General features: G+C 70.7%; 24 protein-coding genes. 9 read left to right on the top strand and 15 right to left on the bottom strand.

Annotated features, from left to right (window positions below; genetic code table 11):
- The first annotated feature begins 91 nt into the window (after positions 1 to 91).
- From AB0G04_RS08330 to AB0G04_RS08315, 4 genes are all read left to right on the top strand, one after another.
- Positions 92 to 1,708 (top strand): RICIN domain-containing protein, encoded by a 1,617-nt coding sequence (locus AB0G04_RS08330; RefSeq protein ID WP_360978601.1) that lies wholly within the window; start codon positions 92 to 94, stop codon positions 1,706 to 1,708.
- A 340-nt stretch (positions 1,709 to 2,048) separates the two neighbouring features.
- Positions 2,049 to 3,215, top strand: coding sequence for a hypothetical protein (locus AB0G04_RS08325; protein ID WP_360978598.1), 1,167 nt, complete (start codon positions 2,049 to 2,051; stop codon positions 3,213 to 3,215).
- Between the two features lie 58 nt (positions 3,216 to 3,273).
- Positions 3,274 to 3,858: an ion transporter gene (locus tag AB0G04_RS08320; protein ID WP_360978595.1), complete on the top strand. Its 585-nt coding sequence runs from the start codon at positions 3,274 to 3,276 to the stop codon at positions 3,856 to 3,858.
- Between the two features lie 233 nt (positions 3,859 to 4,091).
- A complete protein-coding gene (locus tag AB0G04_RS08315) occupies positions 4,092 to 5,195 on the top strand; it encodes an alkaline phosphatase (RefSeq protein WP_360978592.1) in 1,104 nt (367 codons plus the stop codon).
- A gap of 167 nt (positions 5,196 to 5,362) precedes the next feature.
- Here AB0G04_RS08315 and AB0G04_RS08310 read toward each other — a convergent pair whose 3' ends face one another.
- From AB0G04_RS08310 to AB0G04_RS08285, 6 genes are read right to left on the bottom strand one after another with little or no spacing between them, the layout of a single operon-like run.
- Complete coding sequence (locus AB0G04_RS08310) at positions 5,363 to 8,134, bottom strand: fumarate reductase/succinate dehydrogenase flavoprotein subunit (RefSeq protein ID WP_360978589.1); 2,772 nt, start codon at positions 8,132 to 8,134, stop codon at positions 5,363 to 5,365.
- Positions 8,131 to 8,874, bottom strand: coding sequence for an ABC transporter ATP-binding protein (locus AB0G04_RS08305; protein ID WP_360978586.1), 744 nt, complete (start codon positions 8,872 to 8,874; stop codon positions 8,131 to 8,133). Before AB0G04_RS08305 ends, AB0G04_RS08310 begins: the two co-directional genes overlap by 4 nt.
- Positions 8,871 to 9,695, bottom strand: a complete 825-nt coding sequence (locus AB0G04_RS08300; RefSeq protein ID WP_360978583.1) for an ABC transporter permease — start codon at positions 9,693 to 9,695, stop codon at positions 8,871 to 8,873. The genes AB0G04_RS08305 and AB0G04_RS08300 overlap by 4 nt, the downstream gene beginning before the upstream one ends.
- Entirely contained in the window at positions 9,692 to 11,041 is a 1,350-nt protein-coding gene (locus AB0G04_RS08295; protein ID WP_360978580.1) for an aliphatic sulfonate ABC transporter substrate-binding protein, read from the bottom strand. The genes AB0G04_RS08300 and AB0G04_RS08295 overlap by 4 nt, the downstream gene beginning before the upstream one ends.
- Positions 11,038 to 11,265: a ferredoxin family protein gene (locus AB0G04_RS08290; protein WP_360978577.1), complete on the bottom strand. Its 228-nt coding sequence runs from the start codon at positions 11,263 to 11,265 to the stop codon at positions 11,038 to 11,040. The genes AB0G04_RS08295 and AB0G04_RS08290 overlap by 4 nt, the downstream gene beginning before the upstream one ends.
- A gap of 33 nt (positions 11,266 to 11,298) precedes the next feature.
- Positions 11,299 to 12,024 (bottom strand): GntR family transcriptional regulator, encoded by a 726-nt coding sequence (locus AB0G04_RS08285; RefSeq protein WP_360978574.1) that lies wholly within the window; start codon positions 12,022 to 12,024, stop codon positions 11,299 to 11,301.
- Between the two features lie 228 nt (positions 12,025 to 12,252).
- Between AB0G04_RS08285 and AB0G04_RS08280 the strand changes: the two genes are divergently transcribed.
- Positions 12,253 to 12,888 carry a TetR/AcrR family transcriptional regulator gene (locus tag AB0G04_RS08280; protein WP_360978571.1) on the top strand — a complete coding sequence of 212 codons (636 nt, stop codon included), beginning with the start codon at positions 12,253 to 12,255 and terminating at the stop codon, positions 12,886 to 12,888.
- The gene (locus tag AB0G04_RS08275) at positions 12,885 to 13,322 is read left to right on the top strand and encodes a thioesterase family protein (protein ID WP_360978567.1); all 438 of its coding nucleotides are present in this window, start codon (positions 12,885 to 12,887) and stop codon (positions 13,320 to 13,322) included. Before AB0G04_RS08280 ends, AB0G04_RS08275 begins: the two co-directional genes overlap by 4 nt.
- A gap of 20 nt (positions 13,323 to 13,342) precedes the next feature.
- Here AB0G04_RS08275 and AB0G04_RS08270 read toward each other — a convergent pair whose 3' ends face one another.
- Both AB0G04_RS08270 and AB0G04_RS08265 read right to left on the bottom strand, forming a co-directional pair.
- Positions 13,343 to 13,996: a response regulator transcription factor gene (locus AB0G04_RS08270; protein ID WP_360978564.1), complete on the bottom strand. Its 654-nt coding sequence runs from the start codon at positions 13,994 to 13,996 to the stop codon at positions 13,343 to 13,345.
- Entirely contained in the window at positions 13,993 to 15,102 is a 1,110-nt protein-coding gene (locus tag AB0G04_RS08265) for a histidine kinase (RefSeq protein WP_360978561.1), read from the bottom strand. The genes AB0G04_RS08270 and AB0G04_RS08265 overlap by 4 nt, the downstream gene beginning before the upstream one ends.
- Before the next feature lie 190 nt (positions 15,103 to 15,292).
- On the opposite strand from AB0G04_RS08265, the gene AB0G04_RS08260 reads away from it, so the two are divergent.
- The gene (locus AB0G04_RS08260; RefSeq protein WP_360978558.1) at positions 15,293 to 16,033 is read left to right on the top strand and encodes a DUF2306 domain-containing protein; all 741 of its coding nucleotides are present in this window, start codon (positions 15,293 to 15,295) and stop codon (positions 16,031 to 16,033) included.
- Between the two features lie 3 nt (positions 16,034 to 16,036).
- Here the strand turns inward: AB0G04_RS08260 and AB0G04_RS08255 are convergent, their stop codons facing one another.
- From AB0G04_RS08255 to AB0G04_RS08240, 4 genes are all read right to left on the bottom strand, one after another.
- Positions 16,037 to 16,882 carry a geranyl diphosphate 2-C-methyltransferase gene (locus AB0G04_RS08255; RefSeq protein ID WP_360978555.1) on the bottom strand — a complete coding sequence of 282 codons (846 nt, stop codon included), beginning with the start codon at positions 16,880 to 16,882 and terminating at the stop codon, positions 16,037 to 16,039.
- Positions 16,882 to 17,952 (bottom strand): family 2 encapsulin nanocompartment cargo protein terpene cyclase, encoded by a 1,071-nt coding sequence (locus tag AB0G04_RS08250; RefSeq protein ID WP_360978552.1) that lies wholly within the window; start codon positions 17,950 to 17,952, stop codon positions 16,882 to 16,884. Before AB0G04_RS08250 ends, AB0G04_RS08255 begins: the two co-directional genes overlap by 1 nt.
- Complete coding sequence (locus AB0G04_RS08245; protein WP_360978547.1) at positions 17,952 to 19,352, bottom strand: family 2B encapsulin nanocompartment shell protein; 1,401 nt, start codon at positions 19,350 to 19,352, stop codon at positions 17,952 to 17,954. Before AB0G04_RS08245 ends, AB0G04_RS08250 begins: the two co-directional genes overlap by 1 nt.
- Positions 19,353 to 19,517: 165 nt before the next feature.
- Positions 19,518 to 20,309: an alpha/beta hydrolase gene (locus tag AB0G04_RS08240; protein ID WP_360978544.1), complete on the bottom strand. Its 792-nt coding sequence runs from the start codon at positions 20,307 to 20,309 to the stop codon at positions 19,518 to 19,520.
- A 54-nt stretch (positions 20,310 to 20,363) separates the two neighbouring features.
- Here AB0G04_RS08240 and AB0G04_RS08235 point away from each other — a divergent pair, with 54 nt between their 5' ends.
- Together AB0G04_RS08235 and AB0G04_RS08230 are read left to right on the top strand one after the other, a co-directional pair.
- On the top strand, positions 20,364 to 20,681 hold the full coding sequence (locus AB0G04_RS08235; RefSeq protein WP_360978539.1) for a hypothetical protein: 318 nt from the start codon (positions 20,364 to 20,366) through the stop codon (positions 20,679 to 20,681).
- A 217-nt stretch (positions 20,682 to 20,898) separates the two neighbouring features.
- Entirely contained in the window at positions 20,899 to 21,240 is a 342-nt protein-coding gene (locus tag AB0G04_RS08230; protein ID WP_360978536.1) for an STAS domain-containing protein, read from the top strand.
- Between the two features lie 130 nt (positions 21,241 to 21,370).
- Here AB0G04_RS08230 and AB0G04_RS08225 read toward each other — a convergent pair whose 3' ends face one another.
- From AB0G04_RS08225 to AB0G04_RS08215, 3 genes are all read right to left on the bottom strand, one after another.
- Positions 21,371 to 21,910 carry a hypothetical protein gene (locus AB0G04_RS08225; protein ID WP_360978533.1) on the bottom strand — a complete coding sequence of 180 codons (540 nt, stop codon included), beginning with the start codon at positions 21,908 to 21,910 and terminating at the stop codon, positions 21,371 to 21,373.
- Between the two features lie 196 nt (positions 21,911 to 22,106).
- Positions 22,107 to 23,093: a permease prefix domain 1-containing protein gene (locus AB0G04_RS08220; protein WP_360978530.1), complete on the bottom strand. Its 987-nt coding sequence runs from the start codon at positions 23,091 to 23,093 to the stop codon at positions 22,107 to 22,109.
- On the bottom strand, positions 23,090 to 23,455 hold the full coding sequence (locus tag AB0G04_RS08215) for a PadR family transcriptional regulator (protein ID WP_360978527.1): 366 nt from the start codon (positions 23,453 to 23,455) through the stop codon (positions 23,090 to 23,092). The genes AB0G04_RS08220 and AB0G04_RS08215 overlap by 4 nt, the downstream gene beginning before the upstream one ends.
- Positions 23,456 to 23,523: the final 68 nt, after the last annotated feature.

The raw sequence follows: 23,523 nt of genomic DNA, 5'->3' as shown, positions 1-23,523 counted from the left end.
TGACAGTCCCGAGGTGGGTCCGGAGACTCTGAGGAATCCCTGTGAGCGCTCACATTCCCCGATGTGAGCCGACCTTCCCCGAAGGAATCCCATGAGTTCCCCCGATCCCCATCGGCGGTGGCGCGCGGCTCTGATCGCGCTCGTCACCACCTCCCTGGCCGTCGCGGGCGCCGCGTTCGGCCTCCAGCAGGCGAACGCCGCCACGGTCAACACCTCGGCCTGGTACGTCCTGGTCAACCGCAACAGCGGCAAGGCCATGGACCTCTACAACCTGGCCACGAACGCGGGCGCCGGCATCAACCAGTACACCCGCAACGACGGCAACTGGCAGCAGTGGCAGTTCACCGACGCCGGCAGCGGCTACTACAAGATCAAGAGCCGGCACAGCGGCCTCGTCCTGGAGATGCCGAACGCCACCGACGGCACCCAGCTCGTCCAGAACCCGGACAACGGCTCCACCCGGCAGCAGTTCACCCTGAAGGACTCCGACGGCGGTCACGTGCGGCTGCTCAACCGGCACACCGGCAAGGCCGTCGAGGTGTGGGAGCACTCCACCGCCGACGGCGCGGTCGTCGCCCAGTACGCCGACACCGGCAACGCCAACCAGCAATGGCAGATGGTCCAGGTCGGCACGGGCGGCGGCAGCACCAGCGCCTGCGGCAGCGGCACGTTCCAGTCCGAGGTGACCGTCAGCGGCAGCACCTGGACCGCCCGCAACGCCGCCGGGTCGGCCGTCTACACCGGCACCGACTTCCGCGCCGCCGTCCAGGCCGGCATCGGCAGCCTCACCGCCGGGCGTACCTCCATCCAGCGGGTCGTGGTCCGCGGCAACGGCAGCATGACCGCCGGCAGCCGGATCTCGCTTGCCAGTCACACCTCCCTGTCGGTGTGCGGCACGATCAACGTGACCGGTTCGGGCAGCGGCGACTACGCACCGATCTACGCCCGCGGCGTCAGCAACATCGAGGTGCCCTACCTCAACCTCACCGGCGCGCCGATCTACGGCATCTTCATGCGCAACGTCACCAACGTGTGGCTCGGCCAGATCGACATGCGGCTCAGCGCCGGCCTCGGCGTCCGCATCGACAACCGCGGCGACACCAGCCAGTGGACCCGCAACGTCCGCATCGACAACGTGTACGTGCAGGGCGCAAGCTCGCACGCGGTGGAGACGTATGGCGTCGACGGCATCACCATCGGCACCGTCACGGCCCGCAGCGTCGGTGAGTCCGGCCTGCTGCTCAACCAGACGATCAACGCCACGGTCGGTACCGTCGACGCCGACAACGCCGGAGCCGGCACCGGGTACGCCGCCTTCCGGATGGCCAACCGCAACGGCCGGGTCGGCAGCTCGTACCCGAACAACATCAAGGTGGGTACGGTCAAGGCGCGCGGCGGCGGCCGGGGCATCTTCTGCGTCTCGGAGAGCGGCGGCGCCACCATCGACCGGGTCGACATCGCGAACACCGGCAACAACGCGATCCTGCTCGAGAACTGCTACAACGTCACCGTCGCCGGCGTGTCCGGCACGGTCAGCGGCGGTGGTGAGGTCCGCATCTCCGCCCGCACCGAGTTCCCGCCGTCCTCGGGCATCCGCTTCCAGAACCTGACGGTGAGCAACACCGGCATCCGATGGAGCCCCTGTACGGGCAGCAACAACACCATCAGCAACGTCACCCGGACGAATTCCACATTGACCTGGTGCTGACGGCGATCAGCGGGGCGCTTCCCGCTCGTGGGAGCGTCCCCGCTGACGTGACTCCCGCCGGCCGGTCGCCGGTGCGTTGTCGTTACCGGCGTAGCCGGGCCCCGCAGCGCCGCCGGATCACCGGGCTGCCGGCTGTCAACTGATTGACAGGCGTGTGTGTGAATCGGATAGCGGACATGCGCCGGGAGGTAACCGATCCATCGATTCCGGCAATGATTCATCCGACGGCGCGTCCGCGCGGTCCGCCGAATCCTCGTCCGGAGATCGACTTCATGCCTGCTGAACTCAGCACCCCCGCCCGCCGGGCCCAGAGCACCCGGCTGATCGCGATCGGCCGCGCGTGATCGAGCAGGACCAGCGGCGTGCGCTGACCGAGCTGCGGAGCGTGGACCGGGCGCCGGCCTCCGAGGACGTGTGGACCGACCTCGACGTGCACCTCGGCGAGCTGAACCAGGAGGCGGGCGAGGCCGTCCTGTTCGCCTTCGAGGAGGCCGCGGCACGGCGTACCGGAAGCCCTCCGGGTGTGGTCGTCGAAGGCCCGCCCGGCTCCGGCAAGACCCACCTGCTGCGCTGGGCGCGGGAGAGGGTGCAGCAGCAGGAGGGCTACTTCTTCCTGATGGACCTCGCCGGCGGGCACACCGTCCGGCCGGGCGTCGTGCACATCCTGCTGGACGGGCTGCGGCGGTCGGGACACTACCGGCACACCCAGCTCGCCATGCTGCTGGAACGTCTCGGCGAACGCGCCGAGCTGCCGAACGCACTGCGCCGGCAGATCCGCGGCCAGGAGCCGCTCACCGCGGCCGCCCTCGACGCCTTCGTGGCCGGGGTCCGGATCGCCGACCCGGAGACCGGCCGCGACTGCCGGTTCGCGCTGCGCGCGCTCGTCCTGCTGGCCGCCGCCGACCATGAGATCGCCGGCGTGGGGCAGTCGTGGCTGCTCTCGCTGCCGGAACCGGCTGACGCGGAACAGTGGGGGCTGCCGCGGCCCGGCAGGTCCGGACCGGACGTGGCCGTGGAGATCTCCCGCCTGCTCGCACTGACCGGGCCGAGCATGCTGGCGGTGGACGGGATCGACGGCGTCGTCGCCCGGAGCGACTCCGGCGTGATCGCCACCGACCCGGGGCACGGGCTGATGGACCTGGGGGACACCCTGTTCCGTACCGTGACCGTCGTCGCCTGCCTGCCGGAATCCTCGCAGCGGATCCGGGACGCCGCGCCCGGCGGCCGGTTCCGTCAGGAGACCCGGCTGGGGCCGGTGCCGTCCCGGGAGGTCGCCGGGAGACTGATCGCCGCCCGCTTCGCGCCACTGTTCGAAGCGGCCGGGTTCGAGCCGCCGTCGCCCACCTGGCCGATCCCGCCGGAAGTCCTCGACGAGGCGCCCGGCCACACCCCGCGGCGGCTGCTCGAGCTCGCCGGCGAGCAGGTCCGCCATCTGCTGGATCGTGACGAGGTCGTGCCGCCGGCCGATCTCAGCGAGCACCGGGAGGCCTCCACCGGCCCGCGCTGACCGTAGGCTGGCCGGATGTGCGTGGGATCTGAGCGGCAGGTCCGATAAGGACTTCGTGGTGATCGCCGCCGTCTTCATCCCCGGGCTGCACGGCGACTCGGCCGCGCTGCGGGTGATCCGGATCGCCCGGGTGCTGCGGCTGGTCCGGTTCTCGCCCGGCCTGCGAACCATCGTGTCGGCGCTGCTGCGCAGCCTGCCCGGTGTCGGCGGTTTCCTGGCGCTGGCCCTCGTGACGCTCTACGTGTACGGGATGGCCGGCTGGCTGATCTTCGGTGAGTCCGATCCCGATCAGTACGGCACCCTCGGCCGGGCGGTTCTGACACTGTTCGTGCTGCTGTCGCTGGAGACGCTGCCCGACCTGATCGACCAAGGGCTCGAGCTGTCCCCGTGGACGCTCGTCTACTACGTCAGCTACGTGCTCATCACGGTCAATCTGCTGGTCAACATCCTGATCGCGGTCATCGTGAACTCGATGGAGGAGGCCCGCCGCCTCGAACTGACCGAGCACCTGGCCACCGACGACGATCATGACGGGATCCCGGACGAGATCGACCGCATCATGATCAGTCAGCGGCTCGACGATCTGCGTACCGTGCTGGCCGAGCTGGAACGAGAATTGCGGATCGATCGCACCGAACGGTGACAATCACCGCGCCAGTCGTGCGATCGTGGGCCGGGAAGGCGTTCACTGGCATCGACACCCGTGCATCGCTGAAGCTGTAGGGGGAGACATGTCCGCCCGATACGCCACACCGGCCGCCGCGCTGCTGGCCGCCGCACTGATCACGGTGATCCCGCTGAACGACGCCGGAGCCGAGGCTCCCGGCCGGGACCGTCCCGCCGTGCGCAACATCATCTTCGTCAACGGCGGACGGGATGTCGGCCGCCCACCGCGAAGCCGCCCGCCTCTTCCACGCGGGCCTCGACGGGCAGCTGACCATGGACACCTTGCCGGCCTCCGGTCAGCTCACCACCAGCCCCGACGACCCGGAGTCGGCGATCACCGACTCGGCGGCCGGGGCGAGCGCCTGGGCCACCGGCGTCCGCACCTACAACGGCGCCATCAGCGTCGACCCCGACGGCAACCCGCTGCCGACGCTGGGCGCGCTGGCCAAGGCCGCCGGGAAGTCCACCGGTCTGGTCACCACCGCCCAGGTGACCGACGCCAGCCCGGCCGCGTTCTTCAGCAACGCCGTCGATCGCGGCGCCCAGGACGACATCGCCCGCCAATACCTGTCGGTCACCAGGCCGGACGTGATCCTCGGCGGCGGCGAGGACTGGTGGCTGCCGGCCGGCAGCCCCGGTGCCTACCCCGACCAGCCCGCCGAGGACCCGGAGGAGGGCAGCCGCGGCACCAAGGGTGACCTGATCGCACAGGCCCGCCGATCCGGCTACCAATACGTCTCCACCCCCGCCCAGCTGGCCGCCGCCGGCAACGGCAAGCTGCTCGGCCTGTTCGCCAACGAGGAGATGTTCCAGCAGCGCGCCGAGGGTGCGGGCGACATCTACGACCCGGTGGTCAGCCTCGCCGCAATGACCGAAAAGGCCCTGACCAACCTGTCCGCCGACCGTGACGGCTTCTTCCTGCTGGTCGAGGAGGAGGCGGTCGACGAGTTCGCCCACCGCAACAACGGCCGCCGCACCCTGCAGGCCATGGGTGAGCTGGACCGGGCGGTAGCGGTCGCGGTCGCCTACGCGCAGCGCCACCGCGACACCCTCGTCGTGGTGACCGGCGACCACGAGACCGGCGGCCTGTCCGTCGAGGACGTCGACACCGGCGACGAGTCCGGCGACGGCACCTCCGCCGAGGACGGCCCGTTCGCGGTCAAGGGCACCGGGTTCCGCTTCGTCATGGACTGGACCACCACCGGCCACACCGGCCAGGACGTGCCGGTGACCGCCTACGGCCCGTTCGCCGGCCGCTTCAGCGGCAAACACCCCAACACCCACGTCTTCAAGATCCTCGAACCCCTTCTCTAGTACGGGACAGAGCCCGCCCAACCGCACCGGCGACGTTCCAACGGCATCGATCGCGTCAGCGATGGCAGTCCACGAGCCGTTCCCGGCAGCGGTCCGATACAGCGCTGGACGCCGGCCGGACGGGCCGTGACGGTCGGGCCGGGGCCGTCACGGCCCGTCCCGGTGCGTCAGGCGGGGACGGTCCGGGCTCGGCGGGCCCAGGCCCGGACATCGGCGTCCGGGTCTTCGGTGGCCGCCGTGTGCAGGACGGTCGCGACGCCGGGGTGGTCCGGCCAGCCGGCCAGGGCGCGGATGGCGGCCCGGCGTACGTCGAGGTTCGGGTCGCCGGCGGCCGTCAGCAGCGGTGGGACGGCCACCTCGGGCGGGGCGGCCGCCAGGGCTTTCGCGGCGCCCTCACGGACCTGCCAGGCGGGCTCGGCGAGCGCGGCCACGGCCAGTGACGGCAGCGGACCGGGGCAGCCGATCGGGGCCGCCGCCTGCCACGCGGCTGCCCGTACCAGCGGGTCGTCGTCGGTGATCAGGCGGTGGAGCGCGGATGCGGCGGCCGGGTCGCTGACCGTGCCGAAGCCGTGTGCCGCGGCGACCCGTACCTCGCGGGCCGGGTCGAGGGCGGCCGCGGCCAGACCGGTGACGTCATCCCGGCGGACCAGGCCGCGGACCGCCTGCAGCCGGACCGCCACCTCGACGTCCTCGGCCGCGGCCCGGAAGTCCTCGACCGTGCCGAGTCCGATGACCCGCAGCAGTTCGATGACGACCTCGCGGACTCCGGCGTCGGTGCTGCCGTAGGCGGTCCTCAACCGGGCCGCGAGCGAGTCGTCCGCGGGCAGCACGTCGGCCAGCTCCCGCAGACCGGCCGCGGCTGCGGCACGCACCGAGGAGTCGTGATCGGTGAGCGCGTCGACCAGGGCGCCGGCCGCACCGGGCGGCGCCACCTCGGTGAGCGTCGTGACCGCGGTCCGCCGTACGGCGGCGTCCGTATCGGTCAGGTATGCAGCGAACGCGGCCAGCCCCGGATCGTGCCCGCCCGACGCCGGCTGAGGAAAGCGCACCCCGCCGGGTGAGCCGTTGCCGGGCGCTTCCCTGGCACGATCGGAATCGGACGCGACGGCGGAGAGCTGGTCGGCCAGGGCCAGCACGGCGACGATGCGGGCCGCGGCGCCGGCCGACGTGCTCCCGGACGTACGATCGCCGGCCTTCCGGGCCGAGGCAGTGGTGAATCGGCGTGGTTCCGGGGCCACGATCGGGGCGTCCGCGGCCGGAGGCCGGAAGCCGTCGACCGGGAAAAGGTATTCGGCGACCGGCCGTTTGACGAACTCCATCTCCCCGTCCGCACGTTTGCGCAGATTCAGGTGGTAGAGCCAGGACTCGTCGTCACGTTCGGGATGGTCGGTGCGGTCGTGATAGAGACCCCAGCGGCTCTCGGTACGCACGAGCGAGGCGCGGGCCGCCATTTCGGCGCAGTCGCGGATGAAGGTCACCTCCACGCAGCGCATCAGTTCATGCGGGGTCTGTCCGCCCATGCCGTCGATCTCGGACGTCATCCTCTGGAACGTCTCGACCGCGATCTCGAGTTTCGCCGCCGATTTGGGCGGGGCCACATAGTCGTTGACGAATCGCCGTAGCTTGTATTCGACCTGCTGCTGAGGCGGGCCGTCCGGATGGGACCGCGGCCGGTAGACGAGTTCCCGCGCCGCCGCGATCTGGTCCTCGGGCAGTGGCGCGGAAGGGCGGGCCGGCAGCCCGGCCGCGTGCGTACCGGCCAGGTCACCGAAGACGAACGCCCCGATCATGTAGTTGTGCGGCACACAGGCCAGATCCCCGGCCGCATAGAGTCCCGGGACCGTCGTCGCCCCGTTCTCGTCGACCCACACGCCGGACGCCGAATGGCCGCCGCACAACCCGATCTCGGAGATGTGCATCTCGATGTCGTGGGTCCGGTAGTCGTGACCGCGCCCGGCGTGAAAGGTCCCGCGCGACGGCCGTTCGGTGGTGTGCAGGATTCCCTCGACCGCCGCGATCGTCTCGTCCGGCAGGTGACTGAGTTTGAGATAGATCGGCCCCCGGTCGGATTCGAGTTCCCGCGCCACCTCGGCCATCATCTGCCCGGACCAGTAGTCGCAGTCGACGAACCGTTCACCGCGGTTGTTGACCTGATAACCGCCGAACGGGTTGGCGACATAGGCGCAGGCGGGTCCGTTGTAATCCTTGATCAGCGGGTTGATCTGGAAGCATTCGATGCCGGAGAGTTCCGCACCGGCGTGGTACGCCATGGCGTACCCGTCACCGGCGTTCGTCGGGTTCTCGTACGTCCCGTACAGGTAGCCGCTGGCCGGGAGCCCGAGCCGCCCGCACGCCCCGGTCGCCAGGACGACCGCGTTGGCGGCGACCGTCACGAACTCGCCGCTGCGGGTGTCGAAACCGGCCGCCCCGACGGCCCGGCCCCCGTCGGTGAGCACACGGACCGGCATCACCCGGTTCTCGATCCGGATCTTCTCCCGCATGTCGCGCCGCCGCAGCACGCGATAGAGGACCTTCTTGATGTCGCGCCCCTCCGGCATCGGCAGCACATACCGGCCGGACCGGTGCACCTGGCGGACCGCGTAGTCGCCGTACTCGTCCTTCTCGAACTTGACCCCGTACTTCTCCAGCCGTTGCACCATGGCGTGGCCGCGGGTCGCGGTCTGGTGGACGGTGCGCTGGTCGACGATGCCGTCGTTGGCGCGGGTGATCTCCCGTACATAGTCCTCGGGTGTCGCCTTGCCGGGAATGACCGCGTTGTTCACACCGTCCATGCCCATGGCGAGGGCCCCGGAGTGCCGCACGTGGGCCTTCTCCAGCAGCAGCACGTCGGCACCGGCGGTGGCGGCCGACAGGGCGGCCATCGTCCCGGCGGTGCCGCCGCCGATCACAAGCACGTCGGTCTGCAGGTGGCGGGTCATGCGGCACTCCGTGAGAACAGGGCGGCGAGCAGCGACTCCCGGGCCGCGCGGACCAGGGGAGTGCCGCGCGTCGCGGGGTCGCGGGGTTCGGGGACGTCGACGAGCGTGCGGATGCCGTCGGGGGCGAGGACGGCCACCCGGTCGCCGATGAACAGCGCCTCGTCGACGTCGTGGGTGACGAAGACGACGGTCGCCGGGGTGGTCCTCAGGACGTCGGCGAGCAGCCGCTGCATGGCGCCGCGGGTCTGCGCGTCGAGGGCGCCGAACGGCTCGTCCATCAGGATGGCGCGCGGACCACCCGCGAGGGTACGGGCCAGTTGCACCCGCTGGCGCATGCCGCCGGAGAGTTGCCGCGGCCGCCGGTGCGCCTGGTCGCCGAGCCCGACCTCGGCCAGCCAGTGCCCGGCCTGGGCGCGGCGTTCGGGGCGGGGGACCCGGCGGATGGCCAGTGGCAGTTCGACGTTGCGGCGTGCCGAGCGCCACGGCAGCAGCGCGTCGTCCTGGAACACCATGGCCCGGTCCGGGGACGGGCCGGTGATCGGGGCGCCGTCGGCGAGCACGATGCCGCCGCGCACCGGCAGCAGCCCGGCGAGGGTACGGAGCAGGGTGGACTTGCCGCAGCCGGAGGCGCCGACCACGACCAGCACCTCGCCGGGCCGGACGTCCAGGTCGAGCCCGCGGACCGCGATGTCCGTACCGTGGCCGAGGCTGACGTCGTCGAGGTGGAAGGCGAGGCTCATCGCTCACCCACGATCCGCCGGCCGAGCAGTTCCACCAGGCCGGCGGTGAGCCAGCCCAGCACCCCGATGGTGATCATGCCGACCAGCACGGCGGGGTAGTCGACGATGGTGTACGCGTGCCAGGTGCGGTAGCCGACCCCGAAGTCACCGGAGATCATCTCGGCGGAGATCACGCAGATCCACGACACCCCCATCCCGACCGACAGGCCGCTGAACACTCCGGGCAGCGCACCGGGCAGCACCACGCTGATCAGAACCCGCCACCGGCCGCCACCCATGGTGCGGACCGCGTCCTCCCAGACCGCCGGTAGTGCCCGGACCGCGTGCCGGGTGCTGACCAGGATCGGGAAGAACGACGCGGTGAACGTGATGAACACGATGCCCTGCTCGTTGCGGGGGAACAGCAGGATCGCGACCGGCACCAGGGCGATCGCCGGGATCGGGCGCACCACCTCGAACAGCGGCTGCAGGATGTCGGAGAGCAGCCACGAGCGGGCCACCGCGATCCCGGCGGCGATGCCGGCCAGTGCGGCGAGGGTGAAACCGGTCAGGATGCGGACCAGGCTCTGCGCGATGTCCAGGTAATACAGCGGATCGCCCAGCAGCGTCCACAACTGCCCGGCCACCTCTACCGGCGTCGGCAGCCGATCGAACCGGATCCATGCGATCACGTCGGTGACGGTCAGCCATTCCCACACCAGCAGGGCGGTGAGCAGGGAAGCGATCCGGATCAGCCAGCGTCTCGCCGGACGGCCGGACGGCCGCTCAGGGCCGGGGGTGGTCCGGGTCCGGCCGGGCGGTGCGGCGACGGCGGTGGTCATTGCTCGTTCACCACCTGGTCGTACGAGAGAACGCGCGACCCCGGATGCCCGGTGCTGTACGTCTTCGCGGCCGCCTCGGTGACGAACGGCAGGAACCGGTCGCCGTCGTGCACCCAGGTGCTCTTGTCGGCGAACCAGCGCGTGCCGGTGGTCGTGTCCGGCACGTACGCGGCCCGGATCTGTCTCCCTGCCGTCCTTGCCGCCCGGACCGCCTTGATCAGGCACGTCGGGTCGGTCGTCGCGGTCGTGGTGTTCTCGCCGGTGAGCCAGAGCTCACCGGCGAGCGCCGGATCCGTGACGGCGGTCCCGCAGATCGCGTCGGTGCCGCCGAGCACGGCCCCCGGTGCGCCGCCGCCGGCCGGCACGAGGCTGTCGTCGACGAACGCGTCCAGGTCGATGCCCTGCAGCACGCCGATCGACTTGAGGAACGGCACGTCCTGTTCGAGGGCGGCCCGGAACTCGGGCCGGATCGGCAGGTCGAAGGTGGCGATGCCGTTGGCGCCGTTGTAGAGGTAGACCACCTCGGCGGGCAGCCCGGTCGCCTTCGCGACGATCTCGGCGGCCTCCAGCGGATGTCTCCAAAGGAACTCGGTGGCGTCCTGCTGAGCCGAGAGGAACGCCTTCACCACGTCGGGACGCTGGTCGGCGAACTGCTGCCGGACGACCGTCCCGTGCAGGGTCGGCACCTGCAGGGCGCCGCCGTCGTAGAGCACCTTCGCCTCGCCGCGGTGCACGAGCAGACCCGGCCAGGCGACGAACTGCGACAGCGCGTCGACGTTCCCGGACTGCAGGGCGGACGCGCCCACCTGCGGCTGCTGGTTCTCCACCTTGACGTCGGTGGGGGTCAGTCCCTCCTTGCGCAGGGCCTGCACGAACAGACCGTGCGCGGCCGAGCCGACGCTTGTGGAGACGACCTTGCCGCGCAGGTCGGACAGCCGTTGAACGGGCGAGTCCTTGGCGACCACCACGGTGTTCAGCGCCCCGCGCCGGTTGTAGCCGGTGATCGCGATCATCTTCGTCCGGGTCTTCTCCGACTGCTGGCCACGAGCCCCGTTGATGAGCAGCGGGTAGTCGCCCATCGATCCGATGTCGATCTTCCCGGCCATCATCTGTGCGGTGATCGGCGCGCCGGTGTCGTAGTCCTGCCAGACGACGTCGTACTTCTCGCCGAGCCGCTTCTCGAGGAAGCCCTGGGCCCGCAGCAGCGTCCCGGCGGTGACCGTGTTGATGGTCTTGGACTGGTAGCCGACGACCACCTGCTCGACGCCGGCCTGCGCCTGGTTGCCGGCCACGGTGCAGCCGGTGAGCATCAGCAACGCCGCGGCGGCCGGAGCTGCCCGCCTCATCGGATCAGCACCGGCATGTCGACGGTGACCGCTCCGGTGGGGCAGCGGGCCGCGCACGGCCCGCAGTACCAGCACTCGTCCACGTGCATGTAGGCCTTGCTGGTCTCCGGGTCGATGGCCAGCGAGTCGAGCGGGCACATGTCCACGCACAGGGTGCACTCGTCGATGCAGAGGTTCGGGTCGATCGTCACCGGTACGTCGACACGCTGATTGACCAGAGGCATGGGGGTCTCCCGGTTTCGTGGATTGTTCGAGGATCAGAGGCGGTGCAGTCGGCTGAGCAGCGTCAGCCGGTCGCCGCGGAACCGGATCCACTCCAGGTCGACCGGGCGTCCGTCGGCGAGATGGGTGAGCCGGTCCACCATCAACAGGGCGGCTCGGTCGGCCACGCCGAGCAGGTCGGCGCTGTGCGCGTCGGCGTTGACGGCTTCGATGCTGATGTCCGCGTGACCCAGGCTCTGCCCGGTCAGCTCCTCGATCAGCACGAAGACGTCCCGGCCCGCGAGGTCCGCGGCCAGCAGCGGGACGCCGATGTCCTGCGGCAGATAGGTGAGGTCGAGCGAGACCGGCGTGCCGTCGAGGCTGCGGACCCGCTCCAGGTAGACCACCTGCTCACCACCGGGCACCCGGAGCCGGCGGGCCACGACGGCCGGCGGGTCGACCAGCCCGACCGTGCGGACCTCGTTGGTGATGCTGCCCTGGTGGTGCAGCGTCTCGGCCAGTCCGGCGAGCCGGTCGAGGCCGTGCGCGTACTTGGCCGAGCACACCAGGGTGCCGACGCCCGGCAACCGTTCGACCAGGCCTTCGGCGGCGAGCAGGCCGAGGGCCTCGCGGACGGTGTTGCGGGAGGCGGTGAAATCGTGGCAGAGCTGCGACTCGGAGGGCAGTGTCCCGGCCGGGAAGGCGCCGGACAGCACCTGGTGGCGCAGCAGGTCGGCGACCTGCCGGGCGCGGTCGGCCCGGCGTCGGCGCGGTTCCGTCATCTGTGTCATCCGGTGGTTCACCCCCTCGCCGTTAAACCTATTTAGTTCATAGGAGATGGGGGAAGTCGTGCCCGGCTGCGCCACCCGCGCCGGTCTTCGATCAACGGTTGACCTGCATCGCCGCTGCGGTGAGCGGTAGTTGCGCCGGGGAACAGTCCCACATGCTGGATTGGGCGGTGTGATCCGACTTATATTTACGAACGGTCGGTCGTTTTGTAGGTTGAGGGTATGACGCGGGACGGCAGGCTCCTTCGCGGGGAACGGACCCGCAGCGCGGTGCTGGAACAGGCACTCGTGCTCGCCACCGTGTCCGGCCTCGACGGGCTGTCACTGAGCCAGGTCGCCGACGCGCTCGGCGTCAGCAAGTCCGGCCTGTTCGCGCACTGGCGCTCCAAGGAGGCCCTGCAGCTCGCCGTCATCGACCAGGCTCGGGTCCAGTGGACCGACCGGGTCATCCGGCCCGCCCTCACCGCGCCGGCCGGCGTCCGGCGACTCTGGGCGGTGCACGACCGGCGGATCGCGTTCTACGAGGCGAGGGTGCTACCCGGCGGCTGTTTCTTCGCCAACGCCCACTTCGAGTTCAACGCCCGCCCCGGCCCCGTCCGCGACCGTCTCGCCGCCCAGCAGACCGACTGGATGACCTTCCTGACCGGCCTGGCCTCCGACGCCGTGGCACTGGGCGATCTGCGGCCCGATGCCGACCCGGCGACACTCGCCTACCAGACCGAGGCCGTCGGCATCTGCGCCGTCATGCAGGCATCCGTCCTCGGCCCCGAGACCACCTATCGCCAGGCACGCCGCGCCCTGCTCGGCCACCTGCGAGCCATCACCACCGACCCGACGATCCTTCCGGAGCTCTCATGACCAGCGCGACCATCTCCTACGGCGTCGTCGAGCACACCCCCGTGCACTTCGACGACCTCGACGCCATGGGCATCCTGCACAACTCGCGGTATGCCGTACTCGTCGAACGCGCCGTCAGCAAGTGGTGGACCGAGCGGGGCGTCTCCTTCACCGGCGGCCGTCCGACCACTCCGGACGCCTTCAATGTCGTACGCGAGTACGCGATCACCTTCCACCGGCCGGTCACCGGCGTCGGCGACATCGCCATCCACTTCTGGCTCGACAAACTCGGCACGACCAGCGCGGCGTACGGCTTCCGCGTCACCTCACTCGACGGCGCCACCGTGTACGCCGAGGGCCGCCGCGTCAACGTCCGCCTCGACGCCGCCACCATGCGCCCGGCCCCGTGGACCGACCACGCCCGCGAGACTGCCGCCCCGCTGATCCGCGCCTGACCTCCTCCGGGAGACCGGCGCTAGTCGATCAGCCCGGAGCGGTAGGCGAACACGACGAGCTGGGCGCGGTCGCGGGCGCCGAGCTTCACCATGGCGCGGCTGACGTGCGTACGCGCGGTGGCGGTACTGATCCGGAGTCGTTCGCCGATCTCGTCGTTGGTGAGGCCCTCCGCGGCGAGCACCATGATCTCGCGCTCCCGGTCGGTGAGGGCGCCGAGCCGCGGGTGAGGCGTCCTGGTGCCCGGCCGGAGAGTGACGAACTCCCGCAGCAGTGTGCGGGTGACCGACGGCGACATCAGTGCGCCGCCGTCGGCCACGGTGCGGATGGCGTGGAGGAGCTCCGCCGGCGTGGTGTCCTTGAGCAGGAAGCCGCTGGCACCGTTGCGCAGGGCGTCGAAGACGTACTGGTCGTGTTCGAAGGTGGTGAGCACGATGACGCGGGTCCCGGCCAGCCGGGGGTCGCCGGTGATCCGGCGGGTCGCCTCCAGTCCGTCGATGCCGGGCATGCGGATGTCCATCAGCACGATGTCCGGCCGGGTACGGATGGCCGTCGCTACCGTGGCGAGCCCGTCGGCGGCCTCACCGACGCAGGTGAGGCCGTCCTCGTCGGCGATGAGGGTCCGCAGCCCCAACCGGATGAGGTCCTGGTCGTCGGCGATCAGGACGCTGATCATGTATCGCCTCCGGTCGGGATCCGTGCGTGGACCTCGAACCGCCCGTCCACCGCTCCGGCCTCGAAGTCACCGCCCAGCGCCTCCACCCGGGCCCGCATCCCACCGATGCCGGAGCCACCGCCGGAGGGCGGCGCTCCGGTGATCGGGTTCGCGACCGTGATCGAGACACCGCCGGTGGTGTACCGGACGGTGACGTCGGCCTGCTCGCAGCGTCCGTGCCGCAGTACATTCGTGAGGGATTCCTGAACGATGCGATAGCCGGCCAGGTCGACGGCCGGGGGAAGCGTTCCGGGACGTGTCCCCGTGGTGTGGACGCGCACCGTCACGCCCGCGTCGGCCATCCGCCGGCGCAGGTCGTTCAGGCGGCCGAGGCTTGCGGTGGGCGCGCGGTCACTGGCGTCGACCCGCCGCACGGCCGCCAGGGTCGTGCGCAGCTCGTCGAGCGCCTGCTGGCTGGTCTTGCTGATCGCCTCCAGTGCCACCTGAGCCTGCGCGGGCCGGCGGGGCATGACGTGCAGGGCGATGTCGGCCTGCATCTTGATGGCGGCCAGGCCGTGTCCCACGACGTCGTGAACCTCCTGAGCGACACGGAGCCGCTCGTCGTCGAGCCGCTGCCGGATCGCCTCGGCCCGTGCCTGCCGCCCGGCCTCGTGCCGCAGGCGCAGACCGTGGCCCAGGGCGCCGGGGACGACCACCCACGCGACCGCCGGCACCACGCCCAGCCACCCCGGAGCGCGGTCGGACGTGAGCAGATGGGGGAGCAGCAGTATCGCGGCCACCGCCGCGCACCAGGCCGCGGCCCGTGGCGGAGCATGCCTCGCCGCGCTGTACACCGCGATCATGACCACCAGGATCACCGGACCGTAGGCGTACCCGAGGGCGAGATACCCACCCGTACACGCCGCGGCGACCAGCAGCGTCACGAGCGGCCGGCTGCGACGCGCCGCCAGGCTGAGCGCCGCCACCACGACCAGGACATAGCCGGGCTCGTCCATCGGCACCGACGGGCGTCCGAGCCGGTCGGCCACGGCGCTGCCGGCGGCGGCCGACACCGCGAGCACGATCGCCGCAGCCAGGTCCGCTGCCGACGACCGGATCCACCTCATCCGGCGATCCTTGCAGGGCGATGGCCGGGCCGCGTACGCGAATCTGCGTACGACCGCCGCCGCGATCGGGCTGACGCCGGCGACGTGGCCCCTCGGCATGCTGCATCGGTGCCCGATCGTCCGGCGCACGGTGCCGCCCGCAGCGCATCGCGGCGGTGGCACCGATCGCGAATCGACCCAGGAGGAAACGATGACCGGCGTTCCGGGATCCACCCCGGCCCGTGGACCTACGGCCGGACGGCTCGCCCGGGGCGTATGGCTGATGCTCGTCGCCGCCGTGATCGTCACTGTCGTCCTGGTCAGCCCGTACGTCGGGCTCGACATCGACGACAGCCGTCTCGACGTGGGCGGGTCCCTGCACTACACCGTGCTCGTGGCGCACATCTTCACGGCCGCGGTCGCGATCGTGCTCGGCCCGCTGCAGTTCATGGACACGGTACGGGCACGCCGGGCGGTGCACCGGACGATCGGGCGGGTCTATCTGCTCGCCGGCGTCCTTCCCTCGGCGGTGACCGCGATCCCCGTCGCGCTGTGGTCGGGCCGCATCGTCACCCGGATCGGCCTCGTCACCGCGGCCGTTCTGTGGCTGATCACCGGCGGGCTCGCCTACCGTGCCGCCCGCCGCCGCGACTTCGCCGGCCACCGCGACTGGATGATGCGCAACTACGCGCTGACGTTCCTCGCCGTCACCTCACGTCTGCTCACCCCGCTGTTGCTCCTGGTGCAGCTTCCGTTCGGCTCGGGCGGCGGTGGACCGGCCGGGGATCGCGTCGCGTCCCTGATCCCGATCGGCCAGACCCTCGGGTGGATCGTCAACCTTGCCGTGGTGGAGGTCGTCATCCGCCGTCGCCGCCGGTGGGGGACCGGGTGGAAGGAGGCGTCCCGGGGCCGGCCCGCTGGGCGCGACGGGACCGCCGCGCCCGGCCGGTGAGGGTCAGATGCGGTCGGCGGCGATGAGCAGGTAGTGGAAGCTGCCCTCCTGGTAGGCGGTCAGGAACGCCTCCTCGATGCCGGTGGCGACCTCGGACTTGGCGCGAAGCTGCCAGTACGGGATGGTCGCCGCGGTCAGGTCGACCACGTTGATCGGGACCAGGCCGTTGGCGGCCAGCGCCTTGAAGTACTGGCTGCGCGGGTGGATGTCGCAGGTGTAGTGCTCGTTGATCTTGCTGACGGCCTTGGAACGCAGGCCGGTCACGTCGTTGGCGCAGCCGGTGATGCAGACGTAGCGGCCGCCGAACTTCAGCAGGCGGGCGAATTCGCGGTAGAGATCGTCGAGGTCCACGTACATGGTGGTCTCGTTGGTCCAGATCGCCTGGCGGGTGCCGGCCGGCAGCTGGGTCTCCAGCATGTTGCGGAAGTGGAAGCGGACCCGCGCGCCGATCCCGCGGCGGGCGGCCTGCTCGTTGGCGAAGCCGACCTGGTACTCGGAGATCGAGACGCCGTCGACCTCGCAGCCGAAACGCTGGTGGGCCATGATGCTCGTGCCGCCGCGACCCGAGCCGCCGTCCAGCACCATGTCGTCGGCGGTGATCGGGCCCAGGTGGTCGAGCAGCAGATCGGCCTGTGCGCTCTCCAGGCGGTGCAGCTCGGCGATGATCCGCTGCTCGCGGGTGTCGGCCGGGGCGTCCAGGACCGCCGGATCGTACGGGCCGACGCCGTAGTGGTGGTGGTAGAGGTCGTCGACCTCGCCGAGGCGCAGGTTCACCGGGTCGTCCCGGTTGGTGTTCCAGTAGGCGGCGACCGACTTCTCGAAGTGCGTACGCAGGATGGTGCTGGTCATTATCGGCTCCCGTTCTCGTTGTATCGGCCGGTGGTGGCGTGCCAGCGGCGGCTGCCGCCGAGCCAGGCCCAGGTGTCGGCGAGGTAACGCCGCAGGTTCGGTGATCCGGCGGCGCTGAGTTGGGCGGCCAGCCCCACGAAGGTGTGCATGAGCTCGTTGTGGATCGCGACGGTCCGGGCGACCGCCTCCTTCGCCGGCAGGCCCTCGTTGAGTTGCAGCACCCGCGGCAGGCTGAAGTCGTTCTCGGACTCCCGGGAGCCCGAGTGCAGGTCGTTGACGAGCACTGCCGCGTTCGCTGCGGTGGTGTAGGCGCGGCGCACGTCCGGGTGGTAGAACTCGTGCGCGGACAGCTCGTAGCCGGCGAGCACGTCGACCAGGAGCATCGGCGGCAGGTAACTGTTGAGGTGCCGCTGGACGAGGTACTCCCAGACCGGCGGGGTGCGTTTGTTGACGTGCCAGTCCGCCTCCTGCGTCCAGGCCAGGAAGAGGACGGCCATCTGGTGCTGGAAGCGGCCCAGCTGTGCCGGAGTGGCGTACCTGGCCAGGTGCTCGACCGCGGTCCGGAACGCTTCCGAGATCGGCTGCAGCCGGTGGTATCCGGCCATGTCGGCGGCGTAACGCGGCACCATCCGGGCCGGGTCGACGACCGACAGCAGGCGGGCCATCCGGGAACCGACCACTGCGGGGTCGGCGCCCAGCTCCACCTCGTCGACGTAGTAGTCGTCCGCCGCCCATTCGGCCACCAGGCACTTCGTGGCCATCAGCAGGCGGTCCGGGTCGGTGACGGCCGGGTGGGCGAGCATCATGAAACGGCCGAAGCCGTACGATCGCAGCTTGTCGAGTTTTCCCTCATAGATCCCGACCTGTTGCGCCCAGCCGACAAGCATGTCGTCGACCAGGTCGCCCAGGGCCGGGTCGTCGCGGATCGCGTCGGGGCAGAACAGCCGGTCGTCGCGGGGCGGGGTGATCAGCGGTCCCGCGAAGGCGCGCATGGCCGACATGCCGAATCCCGGCAGCAGCCGATGGAGGGAGGCCGGCGGTGCGCCCGAGACGTCAGAGATGACCGACATCAGTGGGAGAGCTCGACGTGGTCGAGGATGCCCAGCGCATCCGGCACCAGCACGGCCGCCGAATAATAGGCACTGACCAGGTACGACATGATCGCCTGCTCGCTGATGCCCATGAACCGCACGTTCAGCCCCGGCTGATATTCGTCCGGCAGCCCGACCTGGTGCAGGCCGACGACACCCTGATCCGCTTCCCCGGTCCGCATCGCCAGGATCGACGTGGTGTGCATGTGACTGATCGGGATCTTGCCGGACGGCAGGATCGGCACGCCACGCCAGGACGGGACGGTGTGGCCGTCCATGACCACCGGCGGCGGGTAGATGCCCCGCTTCGTGCACTCCCGGCCGAACGCGGCGATCGCCTGCGGGTGCGCCAGGAAGAACTTCGTGCTGCGCCGCATGGACAGCAGCTCGTCGAGATCGTCCGGGGTGGGCGGCCCGCTGCGGGTGTGGATGCGCTGCCGGAGGTCGGCGTTGTGCAGCAGGCCGAACTCACGGTTGTTGACCAGTTCGTACTCCTGGCGCTCGCGCAGCGCCTCGACGGTGAGGCGCAGCTGCTGCTCGAGCTGGTTCATCGGCTCGTTGTAGAGGTCCGCGACCCGGGTGTGGATGCGCAGCACGGTCTGGGCGACGCTCAGCTCGTACTCGCGGGGGTGAAGCTCGTAGTCGACATAGGTGCCGGCCAGCGTGGGTTCACCGGTGTGGCCGGCGGCGACCGCGATCTCGGCCTCGCCGTGCTTGTTCTGCGGGCGGCGGCTCTTGTCGCGGACTCCCTCGACGTGCTGGCGCAGTGTCTCGCTGCGGGAGGTGATCTCGGCGAACGCGGAACGCGGCAGGGCCAGAATGGTGACCGCGGTCATCGCCTTGGCGGTGTACCCCCAGATCGGTTCGTCCTCGATCAGCACCCGTTCGCCGAACTTCTCCCCGTCGGCGAGCACACCGATGCTGATCGGATCGCCGTACGGGCCGACACCGACCTTGTCCACCTTGCCGTGTGCGATCAGGTACAGGTTGTCGGCGACCGAGCCGAACTCGACGATCACCTGGCCGGGCTGGTATTCCTGCTGGACGAACCGGTCGGCGATGGCGCGCAGCAACTCCTCGTCCTCGATGCCGGCGAGCACCGCGATCTCCCGCAGTTCGCTCGGGACCACCTGGACCGACGCGCCGGTGTTGGTGAAGGTGAGCCGGCCGTCCCCGACCCGGTAGGTCATCCGCCGGTTCACCCGGTAGGCGCCGCCGGCCACCTGAACCCAGGGAAGCTTCCGCAGCAGCCAGCGGGAGGAGATCTCCTGCATCTGCGGGACGGACTTGGTGGTGTGGGTCAGGTTCCGTGCGGCAGCGGTGCTGAGACTCTGCCGGTACTTCCGGTCCTGTTCCTCACGGGTTTCCGCCGGTTTCACTGAACTGGTCACGGTGAGTAACGCCCCGTTTCATCCGGAATATGGCTTAGGTAAAGCCCGTTTTATCCCAGCTCACAGCTCTTTTTCCGGTCTTTGCCGATACCGGGATGCTCCGGCAACGCTCACCCCGGCGTCCCGCACCCGGGTACGCGCCGGCCGGGTTTCTCAGGCGGACAGGAAGTCCTCGACGAGCTTTCCGAACAGCTCCGGCTGCTCCACCCACGGGCGGTGACCGGATTCGGACATCATCTCCAGCCGGGCGTACGGATGAGCGGCCGCCACCACCCGCGCCGGAGCCGTGCCGATCATTCCGTCCGACGCCCCGGCCAGTACCAGGACCGGCGCGAGCACCGGCCCCGGCGTGGCCGTACCCGCATAGAAGGCGTCCCGGAACCACGGCAGCGGATTGGCGTGCCCCGGCACGTACTCCCGCCGCCGCTCCGGCGTCCACCGATGCCAGTGGAACGGGATCATCCGGGCCGCCGCGAACGGTCCGGTCGCCGCGGCGGCCTGCGGATACCACGGCTCGCCGGCGCGGGTGGCCCGGATCGCGGCCACCTCGGCCCGGTCGATGTCGCGCCCGGCGCGGCCGATCGGCGTCACCAGGATCAGCCGCCGCACCCGGTGGGGATGGCGCACCGCGTACTCCTGGGCGGTCAGCGACCCCGCCGAGTGCGCCAGGATGTCGAGCCGGTCCAGCCCCAGATGCTCACGCAACCGCTCCAGGTCGCCGGCCTGCGTCACGAACGAGACCGTCGTCCGGTCCTCCGGCACCTGCGATCGGCCGCCCGCCCGGGCATCGGCCAGGACCAGCCGCCGGGTCGACGGCAGGCCGCCGAGATCGCCGAGATACCGCACGTCCATGCCGGGCCCGCCGGGCAGCACCACCAGCGGCGGGCCGTCCCCGGCCACCTCGAAATGCAGGCGCAGACCGTCGGCGGCGGAGTAGTACGGCATCCGGCGATCCTGCCACGACGATTGGAAACCACGTCTCCGGGCAATCTTGGGAGGGTGAACTGGCTCGAATTCGCTCTTGTCCACGTCGACGAGCCCTGCACCGTCCAGGTGGAGGCGCCCGGCCGCGGTCCGGTGCCCGTCGGCCCCTGTGTCATCGCCCACCGCCCGGACGGCGCCACCGTGCTCTGCCCGCCGGACACGGTCGCCCCACCGGGCTCGCGGATCACCCTGCCGGCCGGTGAGACGGTCGAGGTGGTCACCACGGTGCACCTGGACGCGTTCGGCACCCGGCTGCCGGAGCACCAGCAGCTCGACGTGACCGACCGGCGTCCGGCGCGCGGATTCTGCCGGACCACCGGAAGACCCGCCTGACAAGCAACATCCCGGTCCGGGTTCCGGTCGCGCTGGTCTGATGCCGCGGCACCGGCTGCCCGGACGCAGTGAACACGGGATGGCTGCTGCGCCGCGACATGGGCCGGAAGGCTGCAGCGTGATATCGGCCGTCGGCCCTCGGGGGTAAGGTGAAGTCCCGGCGCCCTAACTTTCAGAGGTGAGGGAACACGGACGCCACCGATTGGGGAGCAGTCCGATGAACCCTGACCCCGCCACATCACGCCTGCGGATCACCGTCGGGCCTCCGGGCCTGGTGCTCGCCGGCGAGCTCGACCGTATGGAGCACGTGCGCCTGCTCGATGCCGTCACCAGCGTGGCGCGGAGCGACCCCGGCGGCGAGATCGGCATCGACGCCACCGAGGTGACCTTCATCGATTCCGGCGGCATCCGGGCCCTGCTCATCTGCCGTGACGAGGCGGTGCAGGCCGGCAGCCGGCTCAGCATCGTCGCCGCCGGGCCCGTGGTGCGTCACGTCCTGGAGGTCACCGGCCTGCGCGAGGTCCTGGGACCGCCGACGACCCGGCAGGCGAGCGTCTGAGCCTTCCCCCGGCAGCTGGTCCGGTCCACTGCGCCACTTGTCCGGTCCACTGCGGCACTTGTCCGGTCCGCGCCGTGGCATTGACGAACGACGCGCCCCCGGCGTGTGCCGGGGGCGCGTCGTCGTCAGTTCAGGCGGCCGTCCGGGCGACCTTGCGGACCTGCTCGTCGATCAGCTGGACGGCGAACCGGATCACCTCGGCGTCCCGGCCCTCCGGGCTGAAGTCCCGGCCCGGCTTGACGTCGGCGACCCAGCGCTCGGACCGTTCCACCAGGCGCAGCAGGTCGGTCACCGCGCCGGGGTGCTTACGGCACAACTCCACCGCCATCCGCATCCGGCGCTCCGGCACACCTTTCACGTATTCCGGCATGCCGGCCTGCCATGCGAGCGGGTGCACCAGGTAACCGGCCGGCAGGTTGCCCGGACCACCCATGTTCGCCAGGATCTGCAGCGGATCGAGGCTCAGCGGCGGCGCCTTCACCCCGGTGTAGGCGAGCCCCGCGACCGCGAGCACCATCACCACGAAGATCGCCAGGAGCGGGTTACCGGTGCCGATCGCCAGGATGATGCCGAAGGCCACCAGCACGAGCCCGCCGCCGGTCAGTGTCCCGGCATTGCCGGTCGTGTCGCACGCGTCGCGCCGGGCCTCGTCGATGTACTTCTGAATCACGCTGTCCAGCGTCGGGTTCACCGGTCGCCACCGGTCACCCCGCACCGGAACAGCGCGATCGGATAACTGGGTCATGGGGGATCTCGGGTCCTTCCCGCTCGTCCGTGTGCGGTGTCCCGGCCGTCCTTGGCCGAGTCCTTTCCGGTAGTGCCGCGAGAATCGGCATCCCCCCGCCCGACTTGAGCGCTTCCCGCGGTCAGGACAACGGCGAGGTGAACTCCCGGCCGGTCCCGGGCACCGGGGTCGCCAGCCCGCGCCGGGCCCGCTCGGCCCGGACCGCGACCTCGGCGATGTCGTAGATCGCCCCGGCCACCGCGATGGTGATGGTGACGCCGGTCAGCCAGGCCAGCGGATCCTGCGTGCCCCAGTCCAGGCCGGCGATCCACGCCGGGTTGAAGAACCGCCCGGTCGCGGCCAGCCATGCCACCGGCACGGTGAACAGCACCCCGAGCGCGGCATTCGCCGCGGTCACCGAGTGCGACCAGGCGCCACGCCGGAAGACCCACACACCGTAGAGACCCTCCAGGGCCAGGACCACGATGAGGTACGGCCACCAGAACGACCAGTTCGCCGGGTCCAGAACCGGTTCCTCGGTGAACGAGAACTGCTGCAGCACCAGGGCGGCGATCAGCAGCACCGGCCACAGCACGGTCGCCCCCAGCTGCGCCGGCGTCAGAAGGCCCGGCTCGTGACGCGGCAGATCCTCCGGGGTCCACGCCCGCCGGCGCAGATCCGCCTTCTCCACGCCGGCCCGGTCCAGCAGCCCGAACGTCAGTGTCACCCAGAACACCATGTGTGCGCCGACGGTCAGCGTGGTGCTCACCGCCGTGCCGATCACCTCGCCGAACGTGGCGTCGCCCAGCACCCGGATGATCACCCCGACCGTCACCACCGCCGGCAGCACGATCGACAGCAGCATCGTCAGCACGCGCTTCCACTGTGGGTAGAACATCGGGCCGATCAGGTACTGCGGGCGGTCCGCATAGCCGTCGGCCAGCCGGTCCGGGTCGCCCAGCTCCAGCAGCGCCGCCTCGACGGCCGCGTCCCGGCCCTCACCGCCGTCCACCCGTGCATCGACCGCGTCGTCGATGGAGGTGCGCAGCTCACGCTCGATTTCGGCCCGCTGCTGCTCGGGAACCCGGCGCAGCACGGTGAAGACATACCGGTCGATGAGGGTGGTCATTTCTCGCTCCCTGAAGTGGAATCGCCGTGGTCGGGGGTGTCGAGGCCGCCGATCGCCTTGTCCAGCCGCAGCCACTCGCCGCGCAGGGCCGCCGCGATGGCGTTCCCCTGCTCGGTGGTGCGGTAGAACTTCCGCGGCCGTGCCTCATCGGTGTTCCACGAACTGGTCAGCAGGCCCTGCGTCTCCAGGCGCCGCAGCAGCGGGTAGAGGGTGTTCGCCTCCACCTCGAATCCGGCCGCGCTCAATGTCTCGAGCAGCGAATATCCGTACCCCGGCTCGCGGAGGACGGTGAGACTCGCGACGACGACCGTGCCACGCCGCAGCTCCTGCAGATGCCCGGAGAGCGTCGCATCCATTGTCATGCCCGCAACGATACTGTGCGACACACACTATTGCAACCGACGCTGCCTAGTTCCTTGCACTTCATCGT

The organism is Actinoplanes sp. NPDC023801 (genome assembly GCF_040639655.1).
Classification (GTDB): domain Bacteria; phylum Actinomycetota; class Actinomycetes; order Mycobacteriales; family Micromonosporaceae; genus Actinoplanes.
This window is presented reverse-complemented; position numbering and strand designations above follow the sequence as displayed.